Here is a 21,709-nt window from a genome sequence, read left to right as displayed (position 1 = left end):
AGTCCCACCCAACCCCGACCAATTCCAACCCGACCGACGACCGACACACACACCTCCCGTCGACCAACAAACCATGGCCCCCGCGCCCGAACGGGGTAAAAACCCGCCATGCTCCTCGCCCTCGCCGCGCCGCTCCTCGCCGCCACCGCCCTCGCCACGCCGATCCTGCGCAGCGAGTTCATCGACCCCGCCCCGCCCTATCCACAGGCGCATGCCTCGACCTTGGTCGAACTGCCCGACGGCGCGATCGCCGCCGCCTGGTTCGGCGGCAGCGGCGAGAGCCGGCCCGACGTCACCATCTGGTTCGCCCGCCACGACCGGTCCGGCTGGCACAGACCCGTGAGCGTCGCCGACGGCCGCACAGCCGACGGCCGGCGCTTCCCGACCTGGAACCCGGTGCTGTTCCAGCCCGCAGGGCTACCGCTCCACCTGTTCTACAAGGTCGGCCCCAACCCGCGCGAATGGTGGGGGATGGTGATCACCTCCGGCGGCGGCGGGCGCCATTGGAGCGCGCCGCGCCGCCTTCCCGACGGCGTGCTCGGGCCGATCAAGAACAAGCCGGTGGTGACGCCCGGCGGCGCGTGGCTCGCCCCGTCCAGCCGCGAGGAGGGCACGCCCGAACACAATCGCTGGTTCGTCCGCATGGAGCGCTCCACCGATGCCGGACGGACGTGGCAGGTCGAGCCCGCCATCCCCTCGCCGATGGGGATCGAGGCGATCCAGCCGAGCGTGCTGGCTTTCCCCGATCGTCGCCTCGAACTCGTCGCGCGGACGCGACAGGGGGCGCTGGCGATGAGCTGGTCGCGCGACGACGGCCGCAGCTGGTCGCCGCTCGCCGCGATCGACCTGCCCAATCCCAACGCCGGCACCGATGCGGTGACGCTCGCCGACGGCCGGCAGTTGATCGTCTACAATCACAGCGCGCATTGGCCCGACCGGCCCGGCGACGGCCCGCGCTATCCGCTCGACGTCGCGCTGTCCGGCGACGGCATCCGCTGGCATCACGTGCTGACGCTGGAGAGCAAGCCGCGCCCCGACGGCTATGCCTATCCCGCGGTCATCCAGACCCGCGACGGGCTGGTCCATGTCAGCTACACCTGGAACCGCACCCGCATCCGCCATGTCGTGATCGATCCGCGGCGGCTGCCCCGTAGCGATTGAACGCCGCCGCCGGTCGATCGTTGGAGCGGCATGGAAACCCCCGCCCTGCCCGCACGCCCCGCCGTCCAGCGCGCCGCGATCGCGCTCCGCATCGGCAAGCGCGGCCGGCTGCGCGCGGAGTTGACGATGACGCCGGGCGGCTTGCTGTCGGTCGGCGCGCTGGTGTCGTCGATCCTGCTGTCGACCGCCGTGATCGTCCGCGCCGCGCGCCGCGACCGCTAGGGTCGGGCGACGTTCAGTCCAATTCCTCCCCCGCCAGGGGGAGGTGGCGCGGCGAAGCCGTGACGGAGGGGGAGGTAAGCGACCACTTCGGTTCCGTGTCCTCCCCCTCCGTCATGCCTTCGGCATGCCACCTCCCCCTGGCGGGGGAGGAACTTCAGCGCCCGCCAATCCCCCCGACGCTCACCGCGTCTCGAACATTCGTATGCCCGGCCCCAGCCGGTTCGCGCCCACCGCCAGCCGCTCGTGGCTGAGGTCGGCGACGAACGCCGGATTGCCCGGCGCGCCCGGCGCGAGCCGCGCGTCATTGTCCTCGATGCGCAGCCCCGCCGACGGATAGGTCTTCGCCTCCGCCGCCACCACGATCAGCCCGCTGCTGTTCTCCTTGCCGCGACCCTGGACGAAGCCGTTGCGCGCGATCAGGCCGCGCGCGCCTTCCGGCAAATCGATCATGTAATTGGTCTTGGCGCCGGCGGTATCGTCGAAGCTGTTGTCGGTGATGACGACGTTGGGCACGCGCAGCTTGACGTAATGGCCGCCGGTGCCGCGCTCGAAGCGCGAGCGGGTGATCGTCACCTGCCCGCGATTGGCGAGATAGATGGCATGCGAGCAATTGACCGCCTCGTCGCACTGGCCGAGCCCCGCGAAGGTCGAGCGGTCGATCGTGATCCTTTGGCCGCTCGGCTCGCCGCCCAGAATGCCCTCCTGGCTGTCGAGGAACATCGCATTGGTGACGGTCAGGTCGCCCATCTCGGTGCGGATGCCCGCGCCATTGCCGTCGGACACGCGATAGCCGCGGAACACCAGCCCATCGACCACCGATCCCTGCCCGCGCAGCACCAGCGCCGCTTTGTCCTCGCACGCCTCCTTCTCGAAGATCGCGGTGCCCGGCGTCACCGCCTGGAAGGTGATGCGGCCGCCCTGCTGCACCGCGCATTGGCGGTAGACGCCGGGGGCGATGCGGATCGTCGCGGTCCCCATCCGCACCGACGACACCGCCGCCTGCAGATCGTCGAAGCCCTGCCCGGTCTCGGCGATGGTGAACGGCTTGCCCGATTGGGCGGAGGCCGGGGCGGCGAGCAGCGCGAGCGCGAGGATCATGCGGGTCATCGCCGCATCCTATCGCCTGAAGCGCGCCGCCGCCGCTGCGATCCGCACGCCCGCCTGTCCCGGAATGACCCGCGACGTCAGAATGATTGCGGTCCCAACCATGGATCGGCTATCGCCGCCGTAACGATAAGGCGACCGGGGGGTCGCCACGGGAGGGCAGAATGCACGCCATGTCACCGACGGAGGTCTTCCTCCTCGCGATCCTCATCATCTTCACCTTGCCGTGGCTGGTCTGGCGGGTCGGGCGCACCGATTATTGGGCGCCGCTGGTCGTCGTGCAGATCATCGGCGGCATCCTGCTCGGGCCGGGCGTGCTCGGCGCGATCTTCCCCGATTATTACGCCTTCGTCTTCACCGCGCCGACGATGAGCGCGCTCAACGGCATCGCCTGGTGGTCGGTGATGCTGTTCGTCTGGGTGGCGGGGCTCGAACTCGACCTCGGCGAGGCGTGGCGCCGCCGCCGCGAGACCGGGGTCACCGCCGGCCTCGCGCTCGGCGTGCCGCTGGTCGCGGGCAGCATCGCGGCGCTGATCATGCTCCGCTATCCCGGCTGGCGCGGCGCGGCGGGGGCGGAATGGCAGGTGGTGCTCGGCATCGGCATGGCCTGCGCGGTCACCGCCTTGCCGATCCTCGTGCTGCTGATGGAGAAGCTCGACATCCTGCGCGAACCGCTCGGCCAGCGCGTGCTGCGCTACGCCAGCCTCGACGATATCGCGATCTGGGGCGTGCTCGCGCTGATCCTGCTCGACTGGGAGCGGGTCGGGCGGCAGGGCGGCTTCCTCGTCGGCTTCGCCATCGCCACCTGGGCGATCCGCAAGCTGCTGCGCGCGCTCGGCGAGAACGACCGCTGGTACGTCGGGCTGATCTGGCTCGCTTTGTGCGGCTTCGCGGCGGACTGGGCCGGGCTGCACTTCATGGTCGGCGCCTTCCTGGCGGGTGCGGTGCTCGATGCGCGCTGGTTCGGCGAGGCGCGGATGGACCGCTTCCGCCAGACCATCCTGCTCGCGGTGATGCCGGTCTATTTCCTGTCGACGGGTCTCAAGACGCAATGGGGCGTGGGGGGCGCGGCGGTGTTCGCCGTCGCCGCGCTGTTGCTCGCCGCCTCGGTCGGCGGCAAGCTCGCCGGCATCCACCTCGCCGGCCGCATCCTCAAATGGCCGAAGGGCGACGCCAAGGCGATCGGCTGGCTGCTCCAGACCAAGGCGCTGATCATGATCATCTTCGTCAACATCCTGTTGGACAAGAAGATCATCACCAACGAGACGTTCACCGCGCTGCTGCTGATGGCGGTGGCGAGCACGATGCTGACCATCCCGGTCGTCGCACCGCTGCTCCGCCGCGACCCGGCGTTGAGGAAACGCGGGTTCTAGGACGCCCCTGCCCTTGGGGGATGGCGATCACATCCAGCCGTTCACTGGAGTCGCTCTCCAAGCCCACACCGTCACCCCGGACTGGTTCCGGGGTCCACTCCGCGGCTAGGAGAAGGGCTGACGTTATGCCGTTCCCTCGCGGCCCGGTGGACCCCGGAACGAGTCCGGGGTGACGGCGTGGAGGGTGCAGCCGAAGCGCAGACCGGCCCCCCTTAGTCGAGGTTCGGCCGCAGCCAACGTTCCGCCAGCGCGACGTCGACGCCGCGCCGCGCGGCATAATCGGCCACCTGATCCTGCCCGATCCGCGCCACGCCGAAATATTCCGCCTGCGCATGGCCGAAGTAGAAGCCGCTGACCGCCGCGGTCGGCAGCATCGCGAAACTCTCGGTCAGCTCCAGCCCGGCATTGCCCTCGACGTCGAGCATGTCGAACAGCATCCGCTTGAGGCTATGCTCGGGACAGGCGGGATAGCCCGGTGCCGGGCGGATACCGCGATACTGTTCGCGCACCAAAGCCTCGTTGGTGAGCTGCTCGTCGGGCGCATAGCCCCACAGGTCGCGGCGGACATGCGCGTGCAGCGCCTCGGCGAACGCCTCGGCGAGGCGATCCGCCAGCGCCTTCAGCAGGATGTCGTTGTAATCGTCGTTGTCCGCCTTGAACCGCGCGATATGCGCGTCGATGCCGTGGATGCCGACCGCGAAGCCGCCCATCCAGTCGCCCGCCGGATCGATGAAATCGGCGAGGCACATATTCGCCCGCCCCTCGCGCTTGGCGATCTGCTGGCGCAGGAACGGCAGCCGCACGCTCGCTTCCTGCGTGCGGTCGAGATTGGGGATATGGAAGCCTTCGGGAATGCTCGCGCCATCGGGGCTGCGATGCGATTCGCGATGCTCGGTATAGACCCAGACGTCGTCGTCGTGCCGATGGCAGGCCCAGAGCCCCGCGACGCCGCGCGCGGTCAGCCATTTCTCGGCGATGATCGTATCGAGCATCGCCTGCGCGTCCTCGTACAGGCCGGTCGCGCTGGTGCCGACCACCTCGTCGGTGAGGATCGCGGGGAAATTGCCGGCCAGCTCCCAGGCGCGAAAGAACGGCGTCCAGTCGATATATTGGCGCAGGTCGGCGAGGTCCCAATCGTCGAACACGTGCACGCCCGGCTTGGCGACCGGCGGCGCCTTGAGCGCCATATCGGCGACGAAGCCGCGCTTGCGCGCCTCGGCGAGCGGCAGCAGGTCGTTCTGCCCCTTGTTGGCGCGCGCCAGCCGCACCTTCTCGTAATCCTCGGCGACGCCGGCGACATAGGCGTCGCGCTGCGTATCGGAGACGAGCGTCGTCGCGACGCCGACCGCGCGGCTCGCGTCGAGCACATGGACGATCGGCCCGTCATAGGCGGGCGAGATGCGCAGCGCGGTATGCACCTTCGACGTCGTCGCGCCGCCGATGAGCAGCGGCATCGTCATGCCCGCGCGCTTCATCTCCTCGGCGACGGTCACCATCTCATCCAGTGACGGGGTGATGAGCCCCGACAGGCCGATCATATCGGCGTCATTCTCGTTCGCCGCCTCGATGATCTTGGTCCACGGCACCATCACGCCGAGATCGACCACGTCGAAGCCGTTGCACTGGAGCACGACGCCGACGATGTTCTTGCCGATATCGTGGACGTCGCCCTTCACCGTCGCCATCACGATCTTGCCCTTGCCCTTGGCGCCGGGCTCCTTGGCCGCCTCGATGAACGGCAGGAGATGCGCCACCGCCTTCTTCATCACGCGCGCGCTCTTCACTACCTGCGGCAGGAACATCTTGCCCGAACCGAACAGGTCGCCGACGACGTTCATTCCGTCCATCAGCGGCCCCTCGATCACCTCGATCGGCCGTGCGAACTGCTGGCGGCATTCCTCGGTATCGTCGACGACATGCGCGTCGATGCCCTTCACCAAGGCATATTCCAGCCGCTTGGTGACGGGGAGCGAGCGCCATTCCGCCGCCGCCTTCTCCGCCACCGCATCGGTGCCGCGATATTTCTCCGCCAGCGCGACGAGCCGGTCGCCCGCCTCGGGATCGCGATTGAGGATGACGTCCTCGCACGCCGTCCGCAGCTCGGGATCGATCGTGTCGTAGACGTCGAGCTGGCCGGCGTTGACGATCGCCATGTCCATGCCTGCGGGAATGGCATGATAGAGGAAGATCGAGTGCATCGCGCGGCGCACCGGCTCGTTGCCGCGGAAGCTGAACGACAGGTTCGACAGGCCGCCCGAGATATGGACGTGCGGACAGCGCGCCTTGATCTCGCGGCACGCCTCGATGAAGTCGACGCCGTAATTGTTATGCTCCTCGATCCCCGTCGCGACCGCGAAGACGTTGGGATCGAAGATGATGTCCTCGGGCGGAAAGCCGATGCCGATCAGCAGCTCATAGGCGCGCGAGCAGATCTCGACCTTGCGCTCCTTGGTGTCCGCCTGGCCGACCTCGTCGAACGCCATGACGACGACGGCCGCGCCATAGGCCATGCACTTCCGCGCATAATGCAGGAACGCCTCCTCGCCTTCCTTCATGCTGATCGAATTGACGATCGGCTTGCCGGAGACGCATTTCAGCCCCGCCTCGATCACGTCCCACTTGGACGAATCGACCATCACCGGGATGCGCGCGATATCGGGCTCGGCCTGGATCAGCTTGAGGAAGGTCGTCATCGCCTCGTGCGCGTCGAGCAGGCCCTCGTCCATATTGACGTCGAGCACCTGCGCGCCCGCCTCGACCTGCTGCAGCGCCACCGCGACCGCAGCGGGGTAATCGCCGGCCATCACCAGCTTCTTGAAGCGCGCCGAGCCGGTGACGTTGGTGCGCTCGCCGATATTGACGAACTGGGCGGAGGAAATGGTCATGAATTATCCGAGAAACGAGCAAGCAAATCGGTAAGGGCGGCTTCGTCCGCGATCTCGCCATCGGATCGGTAGCGTTCGACTTCGACGTGGCCGTCTTCGAACACCTCGATCTCCCACCGTTCGCCCGGCACCGCCGCATCGATCAAAAGCGCATCGTCCCTGATGCTGGTGATCGTGTGGTGGATACGGGCGGCGTTGAGCCGCGCGATGATGGCGAAGGGGGTCATGCCGCCATCGTGAACGGCTCGAGTCCGGCCAGCCGCGTCCGCACCGGCGCGACCGGCACCGGCCGCGGCGTCACGCCGCGCGCCATCTCGGCGATCGCCGCGATATGCGCCGGGGTCGAACCGCAGCAGCCGCCGAGCACGTTGACCTGCCCCGCCTGCGCCCACTCCCCGACCAGCCCCGCGGTCGTCGCCGGTGCCTCGTCATAGGCGCCGAGTTCGTTGGGCAGGCCGGCATTGGGGTAGATCATGATCAGCGTGTCGCAGATCTCGCTCAGCGTCTTCACATGCGGCCGCAACTGCTCCGCACCGAACGAACAATTGAGCCCGATCGTCAGCGGCTTGGCATGGCGCACCGCATGCCAGAACGCCTCGACCGTATGGCCCGACAGGTTGCGGCCAGACAGATCGGTGAGCGTCATCGACATCATGATCGGCAGGTCGCGCCCCAAGGCATCGCCCGCCTCCAGCGCCGCCATGATCCCCGCCTTGGCGTTGAGCGTGTCGAACACCGTCTCGATCAGGACGAAGTCGGCACCGCCCTCGACCAGGGCGTCGATCTGCTCGCGATACACGTCCTTGAGATAGTCGAAGTCGATCTCGCGATAGCCGGGATCGTTGACGTCGGGCGACAGCGACAGCGTCTTGTTGGTCGGCCCGATCGCCCCGGCGACGAAGCGCGGACGCCCGTCCTTCGCCTGGAACTCGTCGGCGACGCGCCGCGCCATCCTCGCGCTCTCGACGTTGATCTCGCGGACCAGATGCTCGGCGCCGTAATCGGCCTGACTGATCTTGTTGGCGGAGAAGGTGTTGGTCTCGGCGATATCCGCCCCCGCCTCGAAATAGGCGCGGTGGATCGACTCGGGCACCTCCGGCTTGGTCAGCGCGAGGATGTCGTTGTTGCCCTTCTGGTCATGGCTCAGGCCGAGCGTGCCGGCATAATCCGCCTCGGACAGCTTCCAGTTCTGGATCTCGGTGCCGAACGCGCCGTCGGTGATCAGGATGCGCTTGGCGGCCTCGGCAAGGAATGTGTCGCGTGTGGTCATGCTACGTCCGATCTCAACTTAAGTCCTCCCCCGCAAGGGGGAGGGGGACCGCTCGGCGTCAGCCGAGTGGTGGTGGGGGAGGACACGATATGCTTCCAACGAAGCGCCACCCCGTCCTCCCCCTCCGTCACCGCTTCGCGGCGCCACCTCCCCCTTGCGGGGGAGGAATTGTTCACGCCGCCGCGACGCTCGCCACCGGCTTCGACCGCACCCCCAGCAGGTGGCAGATCGCGAACGCCAGCTCGGCCCGGTTGAGCGTGTAGAAGTGGAGCGACTTCACCCCGCCCGCATAGAGCTTGCGGCTCAGCTCCGCCGCCAGCGTCGCCGCGATCAGTTGCCGCGACGCCGGATGATCCTCCAGCCCGTCGAACAGCCGCGCCATCCACGCCGGCACATCGGTGCCGCACATCTTGCTCATCCGCACGACGCTGGCGAAATTGGTCACCGGCATGATCCCCGGCACGATCTCGGCGTCGATCCCCGCCGCGGCGACCTGATCGCGATAGCGGAAGAAGGTCTCGGGCTCGTGGAAGAATTGCGTGATCGCCCGCGTCGCACCCGCGTCGAACTTGCGCTTCAGATTGTCGATGTCTGCCGTCATGTCGGGCGAATCGGGATGGCATTCGGGATAGGCCGCCACAGAAATCTCGAACGGATGCAGTCGCTTGAGCCCGGCGACCAGCGCCGCCGCATTCTCATACCCGCCGGGATGGCTGGCGAATTTCGCGCCGGCCGCGGGCGGATCGCCGCGCAGCGCGACGATATGCCGCACGCCCGCCGCCCAATATTCCTCGGCGACCTGATCGATCTCCGCCTTGGTCGCCTCGACGCAGGTCAGATGCGCCGCCGCCGCCAGTGACGTCTCGCGTTGGATGCGCGCCACCGTGGCGTGCGTCCGTTCACGCGTCGAGCCGCCCGCGCCATAGGTCACCGACACGAAGCTCGGCGCGAGCGGCTCGAGCGTCCGCACCGCATCCCAGAGCTGCTCTTCCATCTTTTCGTTCTTGGGCGGGAAGAATTCGAACGAAACGTCGATATCCCCCGCGACGTCCGCATAGAGCGGCGCCTTGAGCGCGATCTGCGCCTCTTCGAGCTGGTTCACCGAAATCGTCATGCCACCCCAACCTTTTTCAAAGGCACTTCACGCAGGCTCGCGCCCGATTTGCGTCCGAGCCACAATGTCACCGTCAATTCGCCGCCCTTGAGCGTCTCGGTCCGCGCGAGCGCCAGCCCGGCATTGCCGAACCAGCCCGCGATCTGGTCGTCCGCGAAGCCCAGCCGGGTATGCGCGTCGCGCGTGCGCAGGTCCTCGCGATCGTGCGGCGCGAAGTCGACGATCAGCAACCGCCCGCCCTGCCCCAGCACCCGCGCCGCCTCGGCGATCGCCGCACCGGGCTGCTGCGCGAAATGCAGCACGTGGTGCAGGATCGCGACATCCGCCGCGCCGTCCGCCATCGGCAGCGCATAGAGGTCCGCCTGGCGCAATTCGGTATTGGCACGGTCGTGCAGCTTGGCACGGGCGAGCCGCAGCATCTCCGACGACCGGTCGATACCGAGCGCGCTGTCCGCCTGATCGCCGAACAGTTCGAGCATCCGCCCGGTGCCGGTGCCGATGTCGATCAGGCTGCCGAGCGGTCCGTCGCCGAGCACCTGCGCCATCGCCGCCTCGACCTCGCTCTCGGCGATATGGAGCGAGCGGATCGCATCCCATTCGTCGGCATGGCCCTCGAACCATTGCGCCGCGCTCGCCGCGCGATCGGCGCGCACCGCGGCGAGCCGCGCGGCGTCGGCGACCGCCCAATGATCGGGCTCGGTCTTGTGCCACTGGTCGATCGCGACCGCGACCGGCCCCGTCGCCGCCGCCCGGCCGAGCGCGACGAACACCCAGCTCCCCTCCTTGCGCCGCTCGGCGAGGCCGGCGTCGCACAGGATCTTCACATGGCGGCTGACGCGCGGCTGGCTCTGGCCGAGCACCTGCGCCAGCTCGCCCACCGACAGCTCCATCGTGCGCAGCAGCGAGAAGATGCGCAGCCGCGTGGCATCGGCTAAGGCACGGAAGATATCGAGCGCGAGGGTCATGTCGCATCAACATATAAAGATATCTTTATATGCGGTCAACGCGGACCCGAACCGGCCGACCCGCGTTTGCGCGAGGTTAGTGAACTTACCGGGAGATTATCGATGAAGCGCCTGCTGATCCTCGCCGCCCCGTTGGCCGTGGGCCTCGCCGCGTGCAGCCAGAACGCCCAGAACGAGACCGCCGACGCCGCCAACGCGATCGCCGCGGACACCGAAGCGACGACGCGCAACGCCGTCAGCGACGTCGACGCCGCCACCGACCGCGCCTTCGGCTCGGCCGAGCGCCACATCGACAATGCCGGCGACCATCTCGACAACGCCGCCGCCCATGCCGACGACCGCCTCGACCGGGCCGGCGATGCGATCAGCAACGGCGCCGACCGCGCCGCCGACGCCACCGGCAACGCGCTCGAGCGCGCCGGCCGCTCGCTCAAGAACTGATGCCGCGGGGGGACGATCGCCGGTCGCGCCTGCTGGCGGCGGCCGTCCTCCCCCTGGCGCTGCTCGCCTGTTCGCGCGGCGGCGGCGACGATCCCGGCACGGTCAGCGCCGACGAAGCCGCCCAGCTCAACGACGCCGCCGCGATGCTCGACGCCAACAGCATCGACCTCGACGCCGTCACCTCCAACGACACGGACGCCCAGCCATGACCCTGCGCCGCTTAGGCTCGACCGACCTCCGCATCGCCCCGCTCGTCCTCGGCGGCAACGTCTTCGGCTGGACCGCCGATCGCGCGGCGAGCTTCGCCGTGCTCGACGCCTTCGTCGCTGGCGGCGGCACGATGATCGACACCGCCGACGTCTATTCGGCGTGGGTCGACGGTCATCAGGGCGGCGAGTCCGAGACGATGATCGGCGAATGGCTGAAGGCCAGCGGCAAGCGCGATTCGGTGCTGCTCGCCACCAAGGTCGGCATGCTCCCCGGCGAAGGCGGCGAGAAGCTCGCTCCTGCCCGCATCGCCGCCGCCGCCGAGGCGTCGCTCAAGCGGCTCGGCACCGACCGGATCGACCTCTATTACGCGCATCAGGACGACGACGGCGTGCCGCAGGAGGCGGTGCTCGAGGCGTTCGGCCGGCTGATCGACGCCGGCAAGGTCCGCGTCATCGGCGCCTCCAATTTCCACGCCGCGCGGCTGAAATCGGCGATCGACGTCGCCAAGGCGCACGACCTGCCGCGCTATCACGTGCTCCAGCCCGAATATAACCTCGTCAGCCGCCACAAGTTCGAAGGCGAGCTGCAGGACTATTGCGTCACCGAGAACATCGGCGTGCTGCCCTATTACGGCCTCGCCTCGGGCTTCCTCACCGGCAAGTACCGCAGCAAGGACGACCTCGGCCAAAGCGTCCGCGGCGGCCGCATGACCGAGCTGCTCGACGGCAAGGGCGCCGACGTGCTGACCGCGATGGACGGCGTCGCGGAGGAGACCGGCGCGAGCCACGCGCAGATCGCGCTGGCGTGGCTGATCGCGCAGCCGGGCGTCACCGCACCGATCGCGAGCGCGACCAAGGTGGCGCAGTTGGAAGACCTGCTCCCGGCGATGGAGCTGGAACTCAGCAAGGATCAGCTCGAACGCCTGACCAACGCCGGCGCCTAGGCGAGGTCAGGCCATCGCGCCGGTGGCGAATCGCGGGTTCGCCCCGAATCGATTTTCGGTGGCATCTCCCGCCTTGAACACGAAGAACAAGTCGACGAGAAAGCCGAGGTACGGCACGCCCGAAGCGACCACCCACCATCCCGACAGGTCCATGTCATGCAGCCGTCGCACCTTCACGGCTAAGCCGGGAACGATCAGCGCGAGCACGACGATGCCGCAGAGGGCCACCGCCCAGTCATGGCTCGCCGGCTTGTCCAGCGCGTCACCGAGACAGAAGGCGGCAAACAGCGCCATCCACAGGATCACGCTGAAACACAGGAACTCGCGCCGCGTCGATCGACCGTCGAATTTCGCATAGAGCCGGAAGGGCCGCGTCACATAATCGGGCAGCATCGGGCGATCCCCTTCCTTGGACCGGTCGGGCGCATCAGCCCGCGGGCTGGATCGGCCGGCCGATGACCGTGCCCACTCGCGGCGCGCTCCGAGACATCAGGGCAAAAGGCGCGGTGAATCATGATGTCATCATAGACAGCCAACGCGATGAAACGTGTCGCCGGGCCAAATATGGCAGGGGGACGCCGAGCGTGCCTGATCCGACGCTGATGGACGTATTTTAGAAAAGGTTTTGATCGCGCGAAGACGCGAAGACGCAAAGGTGTCGCGCTCCGGGCGAGCGTGACCCTGTCATCACAACCGCTTGGCATGACGGACCACGACCGCGGCGAACGCAACACCTTCGCGTCTTCGCGTCTTCGCGCGAATCATCATTTCGCTACTTATGCCGATCACCCCCAAAGCACGAACGACACTCTCGCCCCCGTCACCCCGGAACTAGTCCGGGGTGACGGGGGCGGATAGATCGATTCCCCACCCCGCCCCATCCTCACGCCGCGAACTGGTTCATCGTATTGTGTGCGCCACCCGCCTTGAGCGCCGCCTCTCCCGCGAAATACTCCTTGTGATCGTCGCCGATGTCGGAGCCCGACATATTCTGGTGCTTCACGCAGGCGATGCCTTCGCGGATCTCCTTGCGCTGCACGCCCTTGACGTAGCCGAGCATCCCCGCCTCCCCGAAATACTCGCGCGCGAGATTATCGGTCGACAGCGCCGCGGTATGATAGGTCGGCAGCGTGATGAGGTGGTGGAAGATGCCCGCGCGCGCCGCCGCATCCTTCTGGAAGGTGCGGATGCGTTCGTCCGCCTCGGCGCCCAGCTCGGTCGCGTCATAGTCGACCGACATCAGCCGCGCGCGGTCATAGGCGGACACGTCGCGCGCCGCCTCCACCCAGGCGTCATAGACCTGCTGGCGGAAATTGAGCGTCCAGTTGAAGCTGGGGCTGTTGTTGTAGACGAGCTTGGCGTTGGGAACGACCTCCCGGATGCGGTCGACCATCGACGCGATCTGCTCGATATGCGGCTTCTCGGTCTCGATCCACAACAGGTCGGCGCCGTTCTGCAAGCTGGTGATGCAATCGAGCACGCAGCGGTCCGCCCCCGTCCCCTCGCGGAACTGGAACAGGTTGGACGGCAGCCGCTTCGGCCGCAGCAGCTTGCCGTCGCGGCTGATGACGACGTCGCCGTTGCCGACCTCGGCCACGTCGATCTCGTCGCAGTCGAGGAAGCCGTTATATCGGTCGCCGAGATCGCCGGGCGCCTTCGAATAGGCGATCTGCTTGGTCAGGCCGGCGCCCAGCGAGTCGGTACGGGTGACGATGATGCCGTCGTCGACGCCGAGCTCGAGGAAGGCGTAGCGGCAGGCGCGCACCTTGGCGAGGAAGTCCTCGTGCGGCACGGTGACCTTGCCGTCCTGATGACCGCATTGCTTCTCGTCGCTGACCTGGTTCTCGATCTGGAGCGCGCAGGCGCCCGCCTCGATCATCTTCTTCGCCAGCAGATAGGTCGCCTCGGCATTGCCGAAGCCCGCGTCGATATCGGCGATGATCGGAACGACATGCGTTTGGTGGTTGTCGATCGCCTGCGTCAGCCGCTGCGCCTCGATGTCGTTGCCGGCGGCGCGGGCGTGATCGAGATCGCGGAACAACAGGCTGAGTTCGCGCGCATCGGCCTGCCGCAGGAAGGTGTAGAGCTCTTCGATCAGCGCCGGCACGCTGGTCTTCTCGTGCATCGACTGGTCGGGCAGCGGGCCGAAGTCGCTGCGCAGCGCCGCGACCATCCAGCCCGACAGGTAGAGATAGCGGCGGTCGGTGGTGCCGAAATGCTTCTTGATGCTGATCATCTTCTGCTGGCCGATGAAGCCGTGCCAGCAGCCGAGCGACTGGGTGTAGGCGGACGGATCGGCATCATAAGCGGCCATGTCGCGACGCATGATCCCGGCGGTATAACGCGCGATGTCGAGCCCGGTGCGAAAGCGGTTCTGGAGACGCATGCGCGCGACCGATTCCGCGTCGATCCCGCCCCAAGTCGCCTGTCCGCCGATGAGGTCGCGCGCGCCGCCGATCTGCTGCTGGTAGGTCATATCCACATCCTCGCTTGGGTCCGAATACGAGGATGTGTATATATGTTGACAGCTTTTTGGACGATATTTCGCAGTAAAAGCGCGTAACCCTGTCACAAGATACGCATCATAGCTGTCGATTAGTACTTCTATTTACAATCAATCGCCAGCGAAGGTGAAGCCGGAAACGCCGCGGTCGCGCTCGTTGATCAGCAACGCGCGGCCCGCCGGCGGTGCCGAGCGCTGCGGGCAATCGGTACGATGACAGGCGCGACAGCCGAGACCGATCGGCGTCGCATCGCCCTTGAGATCGACCCCGCGCGCCACCGCCAGCGCACCGCCCAGTTCCGCCGCGACGCCGATGCCGACCGCGAATTCGGCGAGCACGCCGCCATAGCGGCGGCGCTGCGGCGTGACCGTCCGCGCGATCGTCAGCCAGCGCGCGCCATCCTCCAGCTCGACGAGCTGCACCGCGAGACTGCCCGGCCGGTCGAAGGCATGGTGGAGCCGCCACAACGGGCAGCGCCCCTCCGCCTCGGCGAGCGGCGACGCGCTCGCCCCCGAGAAGCGCTTGGAACATTGGCCGGCGCGGTCGATGCGGATCAGGAAGAAGGGCAGGCCGCGCGCGCCGACGCGATGCAGCGTGGTGAGCCGGTGCGCGACCTGCTCGAACCCCGCGCCGAACCGGCGCTGCAACAGTTCGAGATCGTAGCCGGTCGATTCGCACGCCCGCAGAAAGCGCGCATAGGGCATCATCACCGCCGCGGCGAAATAGCTGGCGAGATGGCGACGGAACAGCCGCTCGCCCGATCGATCGGCGAAATCGGCGCCCTTGGCGAGTGCGTCGATCTCCGCGCGCGCCTCGATCTGCGCGAGCTGATAGGCGGCGGCGAAGGTCCGCGACGCCGGATCGAGCACCTCGCTCAACTGCAACTGGCGCGCGTGCAGGTCCAGCCGGCGCAACAAGTCGGGCATCACGTCCATCGGCAGGATGCGGATGGTGAGCTGGTGCTTGACGCGCAGCCGCTCGGCGATCGCGCCGTACAGGTCGCCCGCGCCGAGCCGCAATTCGTCGGCGAGCGCCTCCGCCGTGCCGTCGAGATCGGCGAAATGGCCGCGCCAGCGTTCGATCTCGCGGCGCACCTCGGCGACCGGATCGACGCCGTCCGACACGCCGCTGCCGCCGCCCGCGCCGAGCCGGTCATAGGCGCGGGCGAACGCCTCGGCGCCGCCCGGCGCGCCGGCGAGCCATTCGCCGACCTCGTTACGATCGATTTCGAGGTCTGCGAACATCGGATCCGCCAGCCGCCGCCGCATCGCCGCATCGCCGCCACCCGGCTCGCCCGCGGTCAGCGCGCGCGGATCGAAATCGTAGGATTCGGCGAGCTTGACCAGCAGGGTCGCCGACAAGGGCCGCTGGTTGCGCTCGACGAGGTTGAGATAGCTCGACGAAATCGCCAGCACCTCGGCCATCGCCGCCTGCGTCAACCCCGCCTGCCGGCGCAGCCGGCGCACCGCGTGGCCGGCAAACAATTTACGTTCCGCCATCCCTACTCCTTGCCCGCTCGAAGATCGGGTATGGGCAAGACCTTGTCAATTCCTTACATCCTGACCGGAACGTATGTCCGCGCGGTGGACAAGACGACCCTGCCCGGACGCATCGCCCCACTGTCCCCGCCCCGCGACTGTAGCTAACGGATTTTCCAAGAGTTTCCTGGGGAGGAAAGGTGGCCGTCGGCGTCTCGTACGCCGGCGGCCATTCCCGTTGTGGGGAAGCGGACGCCGTCCGAACCCGACCGGCCTATCCTAGGCGATATGGCTGCGGAACCAGTCGGCAAGCGTCGGCACGTCGAGTTCGCCCGCAGCCAGCGCGACGAAGGCGACGACGACCTCAGCGTTCGATGCGGTCAGTTCATAGCCGTTGATCAGCAGGAAGGTTTCGCTGACCACCAGAGCCGTCCGTTTGTTGCCATCGACGAAAGGATGGTTGCGCGCGATGCCATAGGCGTAGGCCGCTGCCAGATCCGCGATATCCGGGTCACCATAAGCGATGAGGTTGAGTGGTCGCGCCAGCGCGCTTCCGAGCATCGCCCGGTCGCGCATGCCCGGCGCGCCGCCATGTTCGGCGAGCTGTTCGTCATGCGCGGCGAGGGCGACGTCGATGTCGACCCACAGCCAGCCGCTCATTTGGCAAGTTCGCGCAGTGCGTCCCGCCGTCGCAGCATCACGTCACGCGCCGCCGCCATTTGTTCGGCAAAGCCGGCGTCATGCTTGCGGACGAACAGGCCATCGGGCTTGATGACGACGTCGATCGCGTCGCCCGGTGCGACGTCGAGCTTCGCCAGCATCGCCTTGGTCAGGATGACGCCGTGCGAATTACCGATCTTGATGACACGGAGCTGTTGCGCGGATTCGATATCGACGGGCTTGTTCATACACCGGTTATAACATCCGCACGGGAGCCACACCACTGGTTCACGCGTAACCCCTGCGACAACCAGACCGATGACAGGGAACAGGCATGACTCAGGGGCTGACCGCGCGGATCCGCGAGAATATCGTCCTGTACGGCGCGCTGGCGGCGAATCTCGGCATCGGGGTGGCCAAGTTCGTCGCGGCGGGGATTACCGGCTCATCGTCGATGCTGACCGAGGGCGTGCATAGCTGCGTCGACAGCGGCAACCAGATCCTGCTGCTCTACGGCCAGCATCGCGCCAAGCGGCAGCCCGATTCCATCCACCCCTTCGGCTATGGCCGCGAACTGTATTTCTGGGCATTCGTCGTCGCGATCCTGATCTTCGCGGTCGGCGCGGGCGTGTCGGTCTACGAGGGATATCTGCACATCCTCGAACCCGAGCCGCTGCGCGATCCCCTGGTCAATTACATCGTCCTCGCGATCGCCTTTGCGATGGAAGGCGCGTCGTGGTTCATCGCGATGCGCGAGTTCGCCAAGGCGAAGGGCGACAGCGGCTGGTGGCGCGCGATCCGGCAGAGCAAGGATCCGGCCGGATTCATCGTCCTGTTCGAGGATTCGGCGGCGCTCGCCGGGCTGGTCATCGCCGGCATCGGCGTCTGGGCGAGCCATGCCTTCGCCGATCCGCGCATCGACGGCGTCGCCTCGATCCTGATCGGCCTGATCCTCGGGCTGGTCGCGATGCTGCTGGCACGCGAGGCGAAGGGGCTGCTGATCGGCGAGCGCGCCAACCCGCAGGTGGTCGAGACGGTACGCGGCATCGTCGCCGCGCATCCCGCGGTGAGCGCCGTCAACCACGTCCGCACGATCCACACCGCGCCGGATGCGATCTTCGTCGCGGTCAGCGCCGATTTCGTCGATAGCGTTACGATGGGCGATGGCGAGACGATCATCGAGGAGATGGAGGACCGATTGCGCGAAGCGGTCCCGACCCTGTCCTCGATCTACATCCGCCCCGAAAAACGGGAGAATGCGGCGACGTTGACGACGACACAGGCCGATACGACGACAGCCGCGACCTGACGGAAAATCGGCCGCGCCGGCGTCAGGCCGAAGTCAGCGGTGACTTTTCCCCGCGAATCCATCGGCTAAGTCGCCGGCGACGGGACCGGAACGGAATCGGCGGGCCGGTCCCGCCCTCCGCCGGCGGCACCGTCGGGCATTCCCAGCGTCATTTTGTCACGAACTCGTCACATCCGCGGTGCACCGCGCCATTATGGCTACAACGGTTTCCGCCGCGTCGACACCCACCTCCTCGCACGGTCCGCGCCTCGACGCGCATCTGCATCCGGCGGGGCGGTGGATCTTCCTCGCCGTCCTGATCGGCGCGCTGGGCTATGCGGGGGGCAGCGTCATCGCCGATACCGCCGAGGTCGGCGAGACGCTGGCGACCGGTGTCTTCCTGTTCCTCGCGCTGGCGCTGCTGATCGCGCTCGGGTTCGAATTCGTCAACGGCTTCCACGATACCGCCAATGCGGTGGCGACGGTGATCTACACGCACGCCATGCCGGCGCCGCTCGCAGTGATCTGGTCGGGGTTCTTCAACTTCCTCGGCGTGCTGCTGTCGTCGGGTGCGGTCGCTTATTCGATCGTCACGTTGCTGCCGATCGAACTGATCCTCCACATCGGCTCGGCCGGCGGGTTCGCGATGATCTTCGCGCTGCTGCTCGCCGCGGTGCTGTGGAACCTCGCCACCTGGTATGTCGGCCTGCCCAATTCGTCGAGCCACGCGCTGATCGGTTCGATCCTCGGCGTCGGCCTCGCCAACCAATTGCTGTCGCGCGGGCTCGGCGGCACCTCCGGGGTCGACTGGAGCCAGGCGCAGAAGGTGCTGACCGGCCTGCTGTTCAGCCCGCTCGTCGGTTTCATCGGCGCGCTGGTGCTGCTGCTGGTGATGAAGCGGTTCATGCGCGATCCCAAGCTCTACAGCGCGCCACGGACCGACGCGCCGCCGCCGCGCGGCATCCGCGCGACGCTGATCCTCACCTGCACCGCGGTCAGCTTCGCGCACGGCAGCAACGACGGGCAGAAGGGCATGGGGCTCATCATGCTGATCCTGATCGGCTGCGCCCCCACCGCCTATGCGCTCAACCGCACCGTGCCGCAGAGCGAGATGCCCGCCTTCGTCGCGCAGGCGCGCTCGGCCGAGGCGATCTTCGCCCGCCAGCCGGGACCGGAGCCGCGCTCGATCGACGTCGCGCGCTCGACGGTGACGCAGGGGCTCGCCACCCGGAACATCGATACGCCCGCGGTCTATGGCGCGCTGTCGTCGCTGTCGCGCGACGTCGGCGACCGGCTGGCCAGCTACGGCTCTCTCGACAAGGTGCCCGCGGCGGCGACGCCCAATCTGCGCGGCGACATGTATCTTGTGCTCGACGCCAGCAAGATGGTGGTCGCCGACGAGGGCGCGCAGGCCCGCTTCACCGCGCAGGATATCGAAGGGATCAAGAGCTACGGCGGCGCGCTCGAAAAGGGCACGCGCTTCATCCCCTTCTGGGTAAAGGTGACCGTCGCGATCGCGCTGGGGCTCGGCACGATGGTCGGCTGGCGGCGGATCGTCGTCACCGTCGGCGAACGGATCGGCAAGACCCACCTCACTTACGGCATGGGCATGTCGGCGGAGCTGGTCACCGCGGCGACCATCCTGCTCGCCGACCGGTTCGGTCATCTGCCGGTCTCGACGACGCATATCCTGTCCTCGGGCGTCGCCGGCGCATCGGTGGCGAACGGCGCCGGGCTGCAATGGCGGACGATCCGCAACATGGCGCTCGCCTGGGTGATGACACTCCCCGCGGCGATGCTGCTCGCCGGCGGACTCTATTGGGCGCTGCTCACCGTGCTGCGGACGACGATGGCGGCCTGAGCCGCGGGCGCAAGGCCCGAGGCGGCGCCCGGCGTATTTGGTCCGTTTCGGATATCGCAACACGATCGTCACGCTGCCGTGATCGCAGCGTCACATCCCTCTGGCATGTCGGCATCGGGGGCAGCGGGCCCCGGGGGGCCGATCATGACCACCAAAGATGTGAGCAGCGCCGACGTTCTTGCCTTTCTGCCGCAGCGGCCGGTTGTCGCCGAGCGGTCGGACATCGCCCGGCGCCGGTTCCGCACCATCTGGATCTCCGACGTCCATCTCGGCACGCGCGGCTGCAACGCCGACATGCTGATCGACTTCCTCGACCATGTCGACAGCGAGCAGCTGTATCTGGTCGGCGACATGATCGACGGCTGGCGGCTCAAGAAGAAATTCTACTGGCCCGCGGCGCATAACGACGTCGTCTGGCGGCTGATGAAGCGCGCGAAGCGCGGCACCCGCGTCACCTACATCCCCGGCAACCACGACGAGGTGTTCCGCCAGTTCGCCGGCATGGACTTCGGTGGCGTCAAGATCCGCCGCAAGGCGATCCACATCACCGCCGACGGCCGCCGCCTGCTGGTGCTGCACGGCGACGAATTCGATGCGATCACGCTCGCCCACCGCTGGCTCTCGCTGGTCGGCGACAGCGCCTATACCGCGCTCATGGTCCTCAACCGCTGGGTCAATGCGGCGCGGCGGCGGCTCGGCATGCCCTATTGGTCGCTGTCGAAGCACGCCAAGGCCAAGGTCAAGAATGCGGTCGCCTTCATCTCGCGCTTCGAGGAAGTGGTGGCGCATGCGGCGGGGTCGCGCGGCGTCGACGGGGTCGTCTGCGGCCATATTCATACCGCCGAGATCCGCCAGATCGGCGATATCGCTTATTACAACGACGGCGATTGGGTCGAAGGCTGCACCGCGCTGGTCGAGCATTTCGATGGCCGGATGGAATTACTGCTGTGGGGCGACGAGATCGCCGCACGCGTCGCGACGGAGCGCGCCGCAAGCCGCGCCGGGACGATCGCCGCCTGATGCGGGTCGCGCTGGTCACCGACGCGTGGCAACCGCAGGTCAATGGCGTCGTCCGCACGCTCAGCGCGATCAAACGCGAAGTCGAGGCGCAGGGGCACGAACTGCTTGTCGTGTCGCCCGAGCGGTTCGCCAGCCTGCCCTGCCCGAGCTATCCCGAGATCCGCCTGGCACTCGCCGGCGGGCGCAGCATCGGCCGGCTGATCCGCGCTTTCGACGCCGATGCGATCCATATCGCCACCGAAGGACCGCTGGGCGTCGCGGCGCGGCGCTGGTGCCTCGCCAAGGGGCTGCGCTTCACCACCGCCTATCACACGCAATTCCCCGATTACGTCGCGGCGCGGACCGGTGTCAGCGCGGAATGGATCTGGCGCTACATCCGCTGGTTCCACGCCCCCGCCGACGCGATCCTGACCTCGACGCCGTCGGTCGATGCCGCGTTGCGCGCGCACGGCCTCAGCCGGTTGCGGCGGTGGGGACGCGGCGTCGATCTCGCCGTCTTCTCGGCCGAGGGCGCGACTGATCCGGCGATCGCGGCCCTGCCGGGACCGATCCAGCTCTACGTCGGCCGGGTCGCGGTGGAGAAGAATATCGAGGCGTTCCTCGATACGCGGGTGGCGGGCACAAAAGTGGTGGTCGGCGACGGACCGGCGCGGGCGACGCTCGCCGCGCGCTATCCCGCCGCGCATTTCCTCGGTCCGCGGTTCGGCGAGGCGCTCGCCGCCGCCTATCGCAGCGCCGACGTTCTGGTCTTCCCGAGCCGGACCGACACGTTCGGGCTGGTGATGATCGAGGCGCTCGCCTGCGGCACCCCCGTCGCGGCGCTGCCGGCGCCGGGACCGGTGGATGTGCTGTGCGCCGACGTCGGCGCGATCGACGATGATCTGGAAACGGCGATCGCCGCGGCGCTGACGCGAAACCCGGGCGCCTGCGTGGATTATGCAGCGCACTTCACCTGGGAAGCGAGCGCACGCCAGTTCCTCGACAGCCTCGCGCCGATCCGGGTGGCGGAGGCGTGCGCCGCATAACCACGGATCGCCGTACCGGTGACAGCGAAGGTCGGGTTCACGCGAAGACGCAAAGGCGCGAAGGAAGAAGGAGGATCGTTGTTCGCGCAGAGGTGCAGAGACGCAAAGATGTCTCGACCGGCGCGAAGCGCCCCTTGTATCCATGGGAAGGAAACAGCCGCTGCCGCGGCGACACCCTCTCCGCG

Annotated in this window: 21 protein-coding genes; 10 read left to right on the top strand and 11 right to left on the bottom strand. The window is 67.7% G+C overall.

Annotated elements, in window-relative coordinates; translation table 11 throughout:
- Positions 1–108: 108 nt before the first annotated feature.
- Both AC07U4_RS12500 and AC07U4_RS12495 read left to right on the top strand, forming a co-directional pair.
- Positions 109–1,161: a sialidase family protein gene (locus AC07U4_RS12500; protein WP_495195589.1), complete on the top strand. Its 1,053-nt coding sequence runs from the start codon at positions 109–111 to the stop codon at positions 1,159–1,161.
- Positions 1,162–1,191: 30 nt separating this feature from the next.
- Entirely contained in the window at positions 1,192–1,383 is a 192-nt protein-coding gene (locus AC07U4_RS12495) for a hypothetical protein (protein ID WP_038663182.1), read from the top strand.
- 180 nt (positions 1,384–1,563) lie between these two features.
- On the opposite strand, the gene AC07U4_RS12490 is transcribed toward AC07U4_RS12495, so the two are convergent.
- Positions 1,564–2,490, bottom strand: coding sequence for a right-handed parallel beta-helix repeat-containing protein (locus AC07U4_RS12490; RefSeq protein ID WP_038663184.1), 927 nt, complete (start codon positions 2,488–2,490; stop codon positions 1,564–1,566).
- A 161-nt stretch (positions 2,491–2,651) separates the two neighbouring features.
- Between AC07U4_RS12490 and AC07U4_RS12485 the strand changes: the two genes are divergently transcribed.
- Positions 2,652–3,860 carry a cation:proton antiporter gene (locus tag AC07U4_RS12485; RefSeq protein WP_495195588.1) on the top strand — a complete coding sequence of 403 codons (1,209 nt, stop codon included), beginning with the start codon at positions 2,652–2,654 and terminating at the stop codon, positions 3,858–3,860.
- Positions 3,861–4,072: 212 nt separating this feature from the next.
- On the opposite strand, the gene metH is transcribed toward AC07U4_RS12485, so the two are convergent.
- The 5 genes from metH to AC07U4_RS12460 form a co-directional block, all read right to left on the bottom strand.
- A complete protein-coding gene (gene metH / locus AC07U4_RS12480; RefSeq protein ID WP_137899115.1) occupies positions 4,073–6,745 on the bottom strand; it encodes a methionine synthase in 2,673 nt (890 codons plus the stop codon).
- Entirely contained in the window at positions 6,742–6,972 is a 231-nt protein-coding gene (locus AC07U4_RS12475; RefSeq protein WP_495195587.1) for a hypothetical protein, read from the bottom strand. The genes metH and AC07U4_RS12475 overlap by 4 nt, the downstream gene beginning before the upstream one ends.
- Positions 6,969–8,015: a homocysteine S-methyltransferase family protein gene (locus tag AC07U4_RS12470; RefSeq protein WP_137899117.1), complete on the bottom strand. Its 1,047-nt coding sequence runs from the start codon at positions 8,013–8,015 to the stop codon at positions 6,969–6,971. The genes AC07U4_RS12475 and AC07U4_RS12470 overlap by 4 nt, the downstream gene beginning before the upstream one ends.
- Positions 8,016–8,187: 172 nt before the next feature.
- Positions 8,188–9,129 carry a methylenetetrahydrofolate reductase [NAD(P)H] gene (metF, locus tag AC07U4_RS12465; protein WP_495195586.1) on the bottom strand — a complete coding sequence of 314 codons (942 nt, stop codon included), beginning with the start codon at positions 9,127–9,129 and terminating at the stop codon, positions 8,188–8,190.
- Positions 9,126–10,094 (bottom strand): ArsR/SmtB family transcription factor, encoded by a 969-nt coding sequence (locus AC07U4_RS12460; RefSeq protein WP_038663214.1) that lies wholly within the window; start codon positions 10,092–10,094, stop codon positions 9,126–9,128. Before AC07U4_RS12460 ends, metF begins: the two co-directional genes overlap by 4 nt.
- A 102-nt stretch (positions 10,095–10,196) precedes the next feature.
- Between AC07U4_RS12460 and AC07U4_RS12455 the strand changes: the two genes are divergently transcribed.
- The 3 genes from AC07U4_RS12455 to AC07U4_RS12445 are packed head-to-tail and all read left to right on the top strand — an operon-like array spanning position 10,197 to position 11,688.
- On the top strand, positions 10,197–10,535 hold the full coding sequence (locus tag AC07U4_RS12455) for a hypothetical protein (RefSeq protein ID WP_038663217.1): 339 nt from the start codon (positions 10,197–10,199) through the stop codon (positions 10,533–10,535).
- Positions 10,535–10,744 (top strand): hypothetical protein, encoded by a 210-nt coding sequence (locus tag AC07U4_RS12450; protein WP_038663219.1) that lies wholly within the window; start codon positions 10,535–10,537, stop codon positions 10,742–10,744. The genes AC07U4_RS12455 and AC07U4_RS12450 overlap by 1 nt, the downstream gene beginning before the upstream one ends.
- Positions 10,741–11,688 (top strand): aldo/keto reductase, encoded by a 948-nt coding sequence (locus AC07U4_RS12445; RefSeq protein ID WP_495195585.1) that lies wholly within the window; start codon positions 10,741–10,743, stop codon positions 11,686–11,688. Before AC07U4_RS12450 ends, AC07U4_RS12445 begins: the two co-directional genes overlap by 4 nt.
- Before the next feature lie 6 nt (positions 11,689–11,694).
- Here the strand turns inward: AC07U4_RS12445 and AC07U4_RS12440 are convergent, their stop codons facing one another.
- The 5 genes from AC07U4_RS12440 to AC07U4_RS12420 all read right to left on the bottom strand — a co-directional run bounded on the left by AC07U4_RS12440 (position 11,695) and on the right by AC07U4_RS12420 (position 16,578).
- Positions 11,695–12,081: a DUF805 domain-containing protein gene (locus tag AC07U4_RS12440; protein WP_495195584.1), complete on the bottom strand. Its 387-nt coding sequence runs from the start codon at positions 12,079–12,081 to the stop codon at positions 11,695–11,697.
- Between the two features lie 490 nt (positions 12,082–12,571).
- Positions 12,572–14,164 carry an isocitrate lyase gene (locus tag AC07U4_RS12435; RefSeq protein ID WP_495195583.1) on the bottom strand — a complete coding sequence of 531 codons (1,593 nt, stop codon included), beginning with the start codon at positions 14,162–14,164 and terminating at the stop codon, positions 12,572–12,574.
- A gap of 138 nt (positions 14,165–14,302) precedes the next feature.
- Positions 14,303–15,691 (bottom strand): helix-turn-helix domain-containing protein, encoded by a 1,389-nt coding sequence (locus tag AC07U4_RS12430; protein WP_038663225.1) that lies wholly within the window; start codon positions 15,689–15,691, stop codon positions 14,303–14,305.
- Positions 15,692–15,949: 258 nt separating this feature from the next.
- A complete protein-coding gene (locus AC07U4_RS12425; RefSeq protein WP_038663227.1) occupies positions 15,950–16,330 on the bottom strand; it encodes a type II toxin-antitoxin system death-on-curing family toxin in 381 nt (126 codons plus the stop codon).
- A complete protein-coding gene (locus AC07U4_RS12420) occupies positions 16,327–16,578 on the bottom strand; it encodes an AbrB/MazE/SpoVT family DNA-binding domain-containing protein (protein WP_052075636.1) in 252 nt (83 codons plus the stop codon). Before AC07U4_RS12420 ends, AC07U4_RS12425 begins: the two co-directional genes overlap by 4 nt.
- 86 nt (positions 16,579–16,664) lie before the next feature.
- On the opposite strand from AC07U4_RS12420, the gene AC07U4_RS12415 reads away from it, so the two are divergent.
- From AC07U4_RS12415 to AC07U4_RS12400, 4 genes are all read left to right on the top strand, one after another.
- Positions 16,665–17,639: a cation diffusion facilitator family transporter gene (locus tag AC07U4_RS12415; RefSeq protein ID WP_495195582.1), complete on the top strand. Its 975-nt coding sequence runs from the start codon at positions 16,665–16,667 to the stop codon at positions 17,637–17,639.
- A 193-nt stretch (positions 17,640–17,832) separates the two neighbouring features.
- Positions 17,833–19,479, top strand: a complete 1,647-nt coding sequence (locus AC07U4_RS12410; RefSeq protein ID WP_495195581.1) for an inorganic phosphate transporter — start codon at positions 17,833–17,835, stop codon at positions 19,477–19,479.
- Positions 19,480–19,623: 144 nt separating this feature from the next.
- Positions 19,624–20,499 (top strand): UDP-2,3-diacylglucosamine diphosphatase, encoded by an 876-nt coding sequence (locus AC07U4_RS12405; RefSeq protein ID WP_495195580.1) that lies wholly within the window; start codon positions 19,624–19,626, stop codon positions 20,497–20,499.
- Entirely contained in the window at positions 20,499–21,524 is a 1,026-nt protein-coding gene (locus AC07U4_RS12400; protein WP_137899128.1) for a glycosyltransferase family 4 protein, read from the top strand. Before AC07U4_RS12405 ends, AC07U4_RS12400 begins: the two co-directional genes overlap by 1 nt.
- Positions 21,525–21,709: the final 185 nt, after the last annotated feature.

The sequence above is a fragment of the Sphingomonas sp. GW821-FHT02B09 genome (genome assembly GCF_059421875.1).
The sequence above is the reverse complement of the archived record's forward strand: the minus strand, read 5'-3'. Positions and strand labels throughout refer to the sequence as shown.

What these genes read in the sequence shown, in the direction of transcription:
- AC07U4_RS12500 (WP_495195589.1), top strand. Translation starts at nt 109, where the DNA reads ATGCTCCTCGCCCTCGCCGCGCCGCTCCTCGCCGCCACCGCCCTCGCC.
- AC07U4_RS12495 (WP_038663182.1), top strand. Translation starts at nt 1,192, where the DNA reads ATGGAAACCCCCGCCCTGCCCGCACGCCCCGCCGTCCAGCGCGCCGCG.
- AC07U4_RS12490 (WP_038663184.1), bottom strand. Translation starts at nt 2,490, where the DNA reads ATGACCCGCATGATCCTCGCGCTCGCGCTGCTCGCCGCCCCGGCCTCC.
- AC07U4_RS12485 (WP_495195588.1), top strand. Translation starts at nt 2,652, where the DNA reads ATGCACGCCATGTCACCGACGGAGGTCTTCCTCCTCGCGATCCTCATC.
- metH (WP_137899115.1), bottom strand. Translation starts at nt 6,745, where the DNA reads ATGACCATTTCCTCCGCCCAGTTCGTCAATATCGGCGAGCGCACCAAC.
- AC07U4_RS12475 (WP_495195587.1), bottom strand. Translation starts at nt 6,972, where the DNA reads ATGACCCCCTTCGCCATCATCGCGCGGCTCAACGCCGCCCGTATCCAC.
- AC07U4_RS12470 (WP_137899117.1), bottom strand. Translation starts at nt 8,015, where the DNA reads ATGACCACACGCGACACATTCCTTGCCGAGGCCGCCAAGCGCATCCTG.
- metF (WP_495195586.1), bottom strand. Translation starts at nt 9,129, where the DNA reads ATGACGATTTCGGTGAACCAGCTCGAAGAGGCGCAGATCGCGCTCAAG.
- AC07U4_RS12460 (WP_038663214.1), bottom strand. Translation starts at nt 10,094, where the DNA reads ATGACCCTCGCGCTCGATATCTTCCGTGCCTTAGCCGATGCCACGCGG.
- AC07U4_RS12455 (WP_038663217.1), top strand. Translation starts at nt 10,197, where the DNA reads ATGAAGCGCCTGCTGATCCTCGCCGCCCCGTTGGCCGTGGGCCTCGCC.
- AC07U4_RS12450 (WP_038663219.1), top strand. Translation starts at nt 10,535, where the DNA reads ATGCCGCGGGGGGACGATCGCCGGTCGCGCCTGCTGGCGGCGGCCGTC.
- AC07U4_RS12445 (WP_495195585.1), top strand. Translation starts at nt 10,741, where the DNA reads ATGACCCTGCGCCGCTTAGGCTCGACCGACCTCCGCATCGCCCCGCTC.
- AC07U4_RS12440 (WP_495195584.1), bottom strand. Translation starts at nt 12,081, where the DNA reads ATGCTGCCCGATTATGTGACGCGGCCCTTCCGGCTCTATGCGAAATTC.
- AC07U4_RS12435 (WP_495195583.1), bottom strand. Translation starts at nt 14,164, where the DNA reads ATGACCTACCAGCAGCAGATCGGCGGCGCGCGCGACCTCATCGGCGGA.
- AC07U4_RS12430 (WP_038663225.1), bottom strand. Translation starts at nt 15,691, where the DNA reads ATGGCGGAACGTAAATTGTTTGCCGGCCACGCGGTGCGCCGGCTGCGC.
- AC07U4_RS12425 (WP_038663227.1), bottom strand. Translation starts at nt 16,330, where the DNA reads ATGAGCGGCTGGCTGTGGGTCGACATCGACGTCGCCCTCGCCGCGCAT.
- AC07U4_RS12420 (WP_052075636.1), bottom strand. Translation starts at nt 16,578, where the DNA reads ATGAACAAGCCCGTCGATATCGAATCCGCGCAACAGCTCCGTGTCATC.
- AC07U4_RS12415 (WP_495195582.1), top strand. Translation starts at nt 16,665, where the DNA reads ATGACTCAGGGGCTGACCGCGCGGATCCGCGAGAATATCGTCCTGTAC.
- AC07U4_RS12410 (WP_495195581.1), top strand. Translation starts at nt 17,833, where the DNA reads ATGGCTACAACGGTTTCCGCCGCGTCGACACCCACCTCCTCGCACGGT.
- AC07U4_RS12405 (WP_495195580.1), top strand. Translation starts at nt 19,624, where the DNA reads ATGACCACCAAAGATGTGAGCAGCGCCGACGTTCTTGCCTTTCTGCCG.
- AC07U4_RS12400 (WP_137899128.1), top strand. Translation starts at nt 20,499, where the DNA reads ATGCGGGTCGCGCTGGTCACCGACGCGTGGCAACCGCAGGTCAATGGC.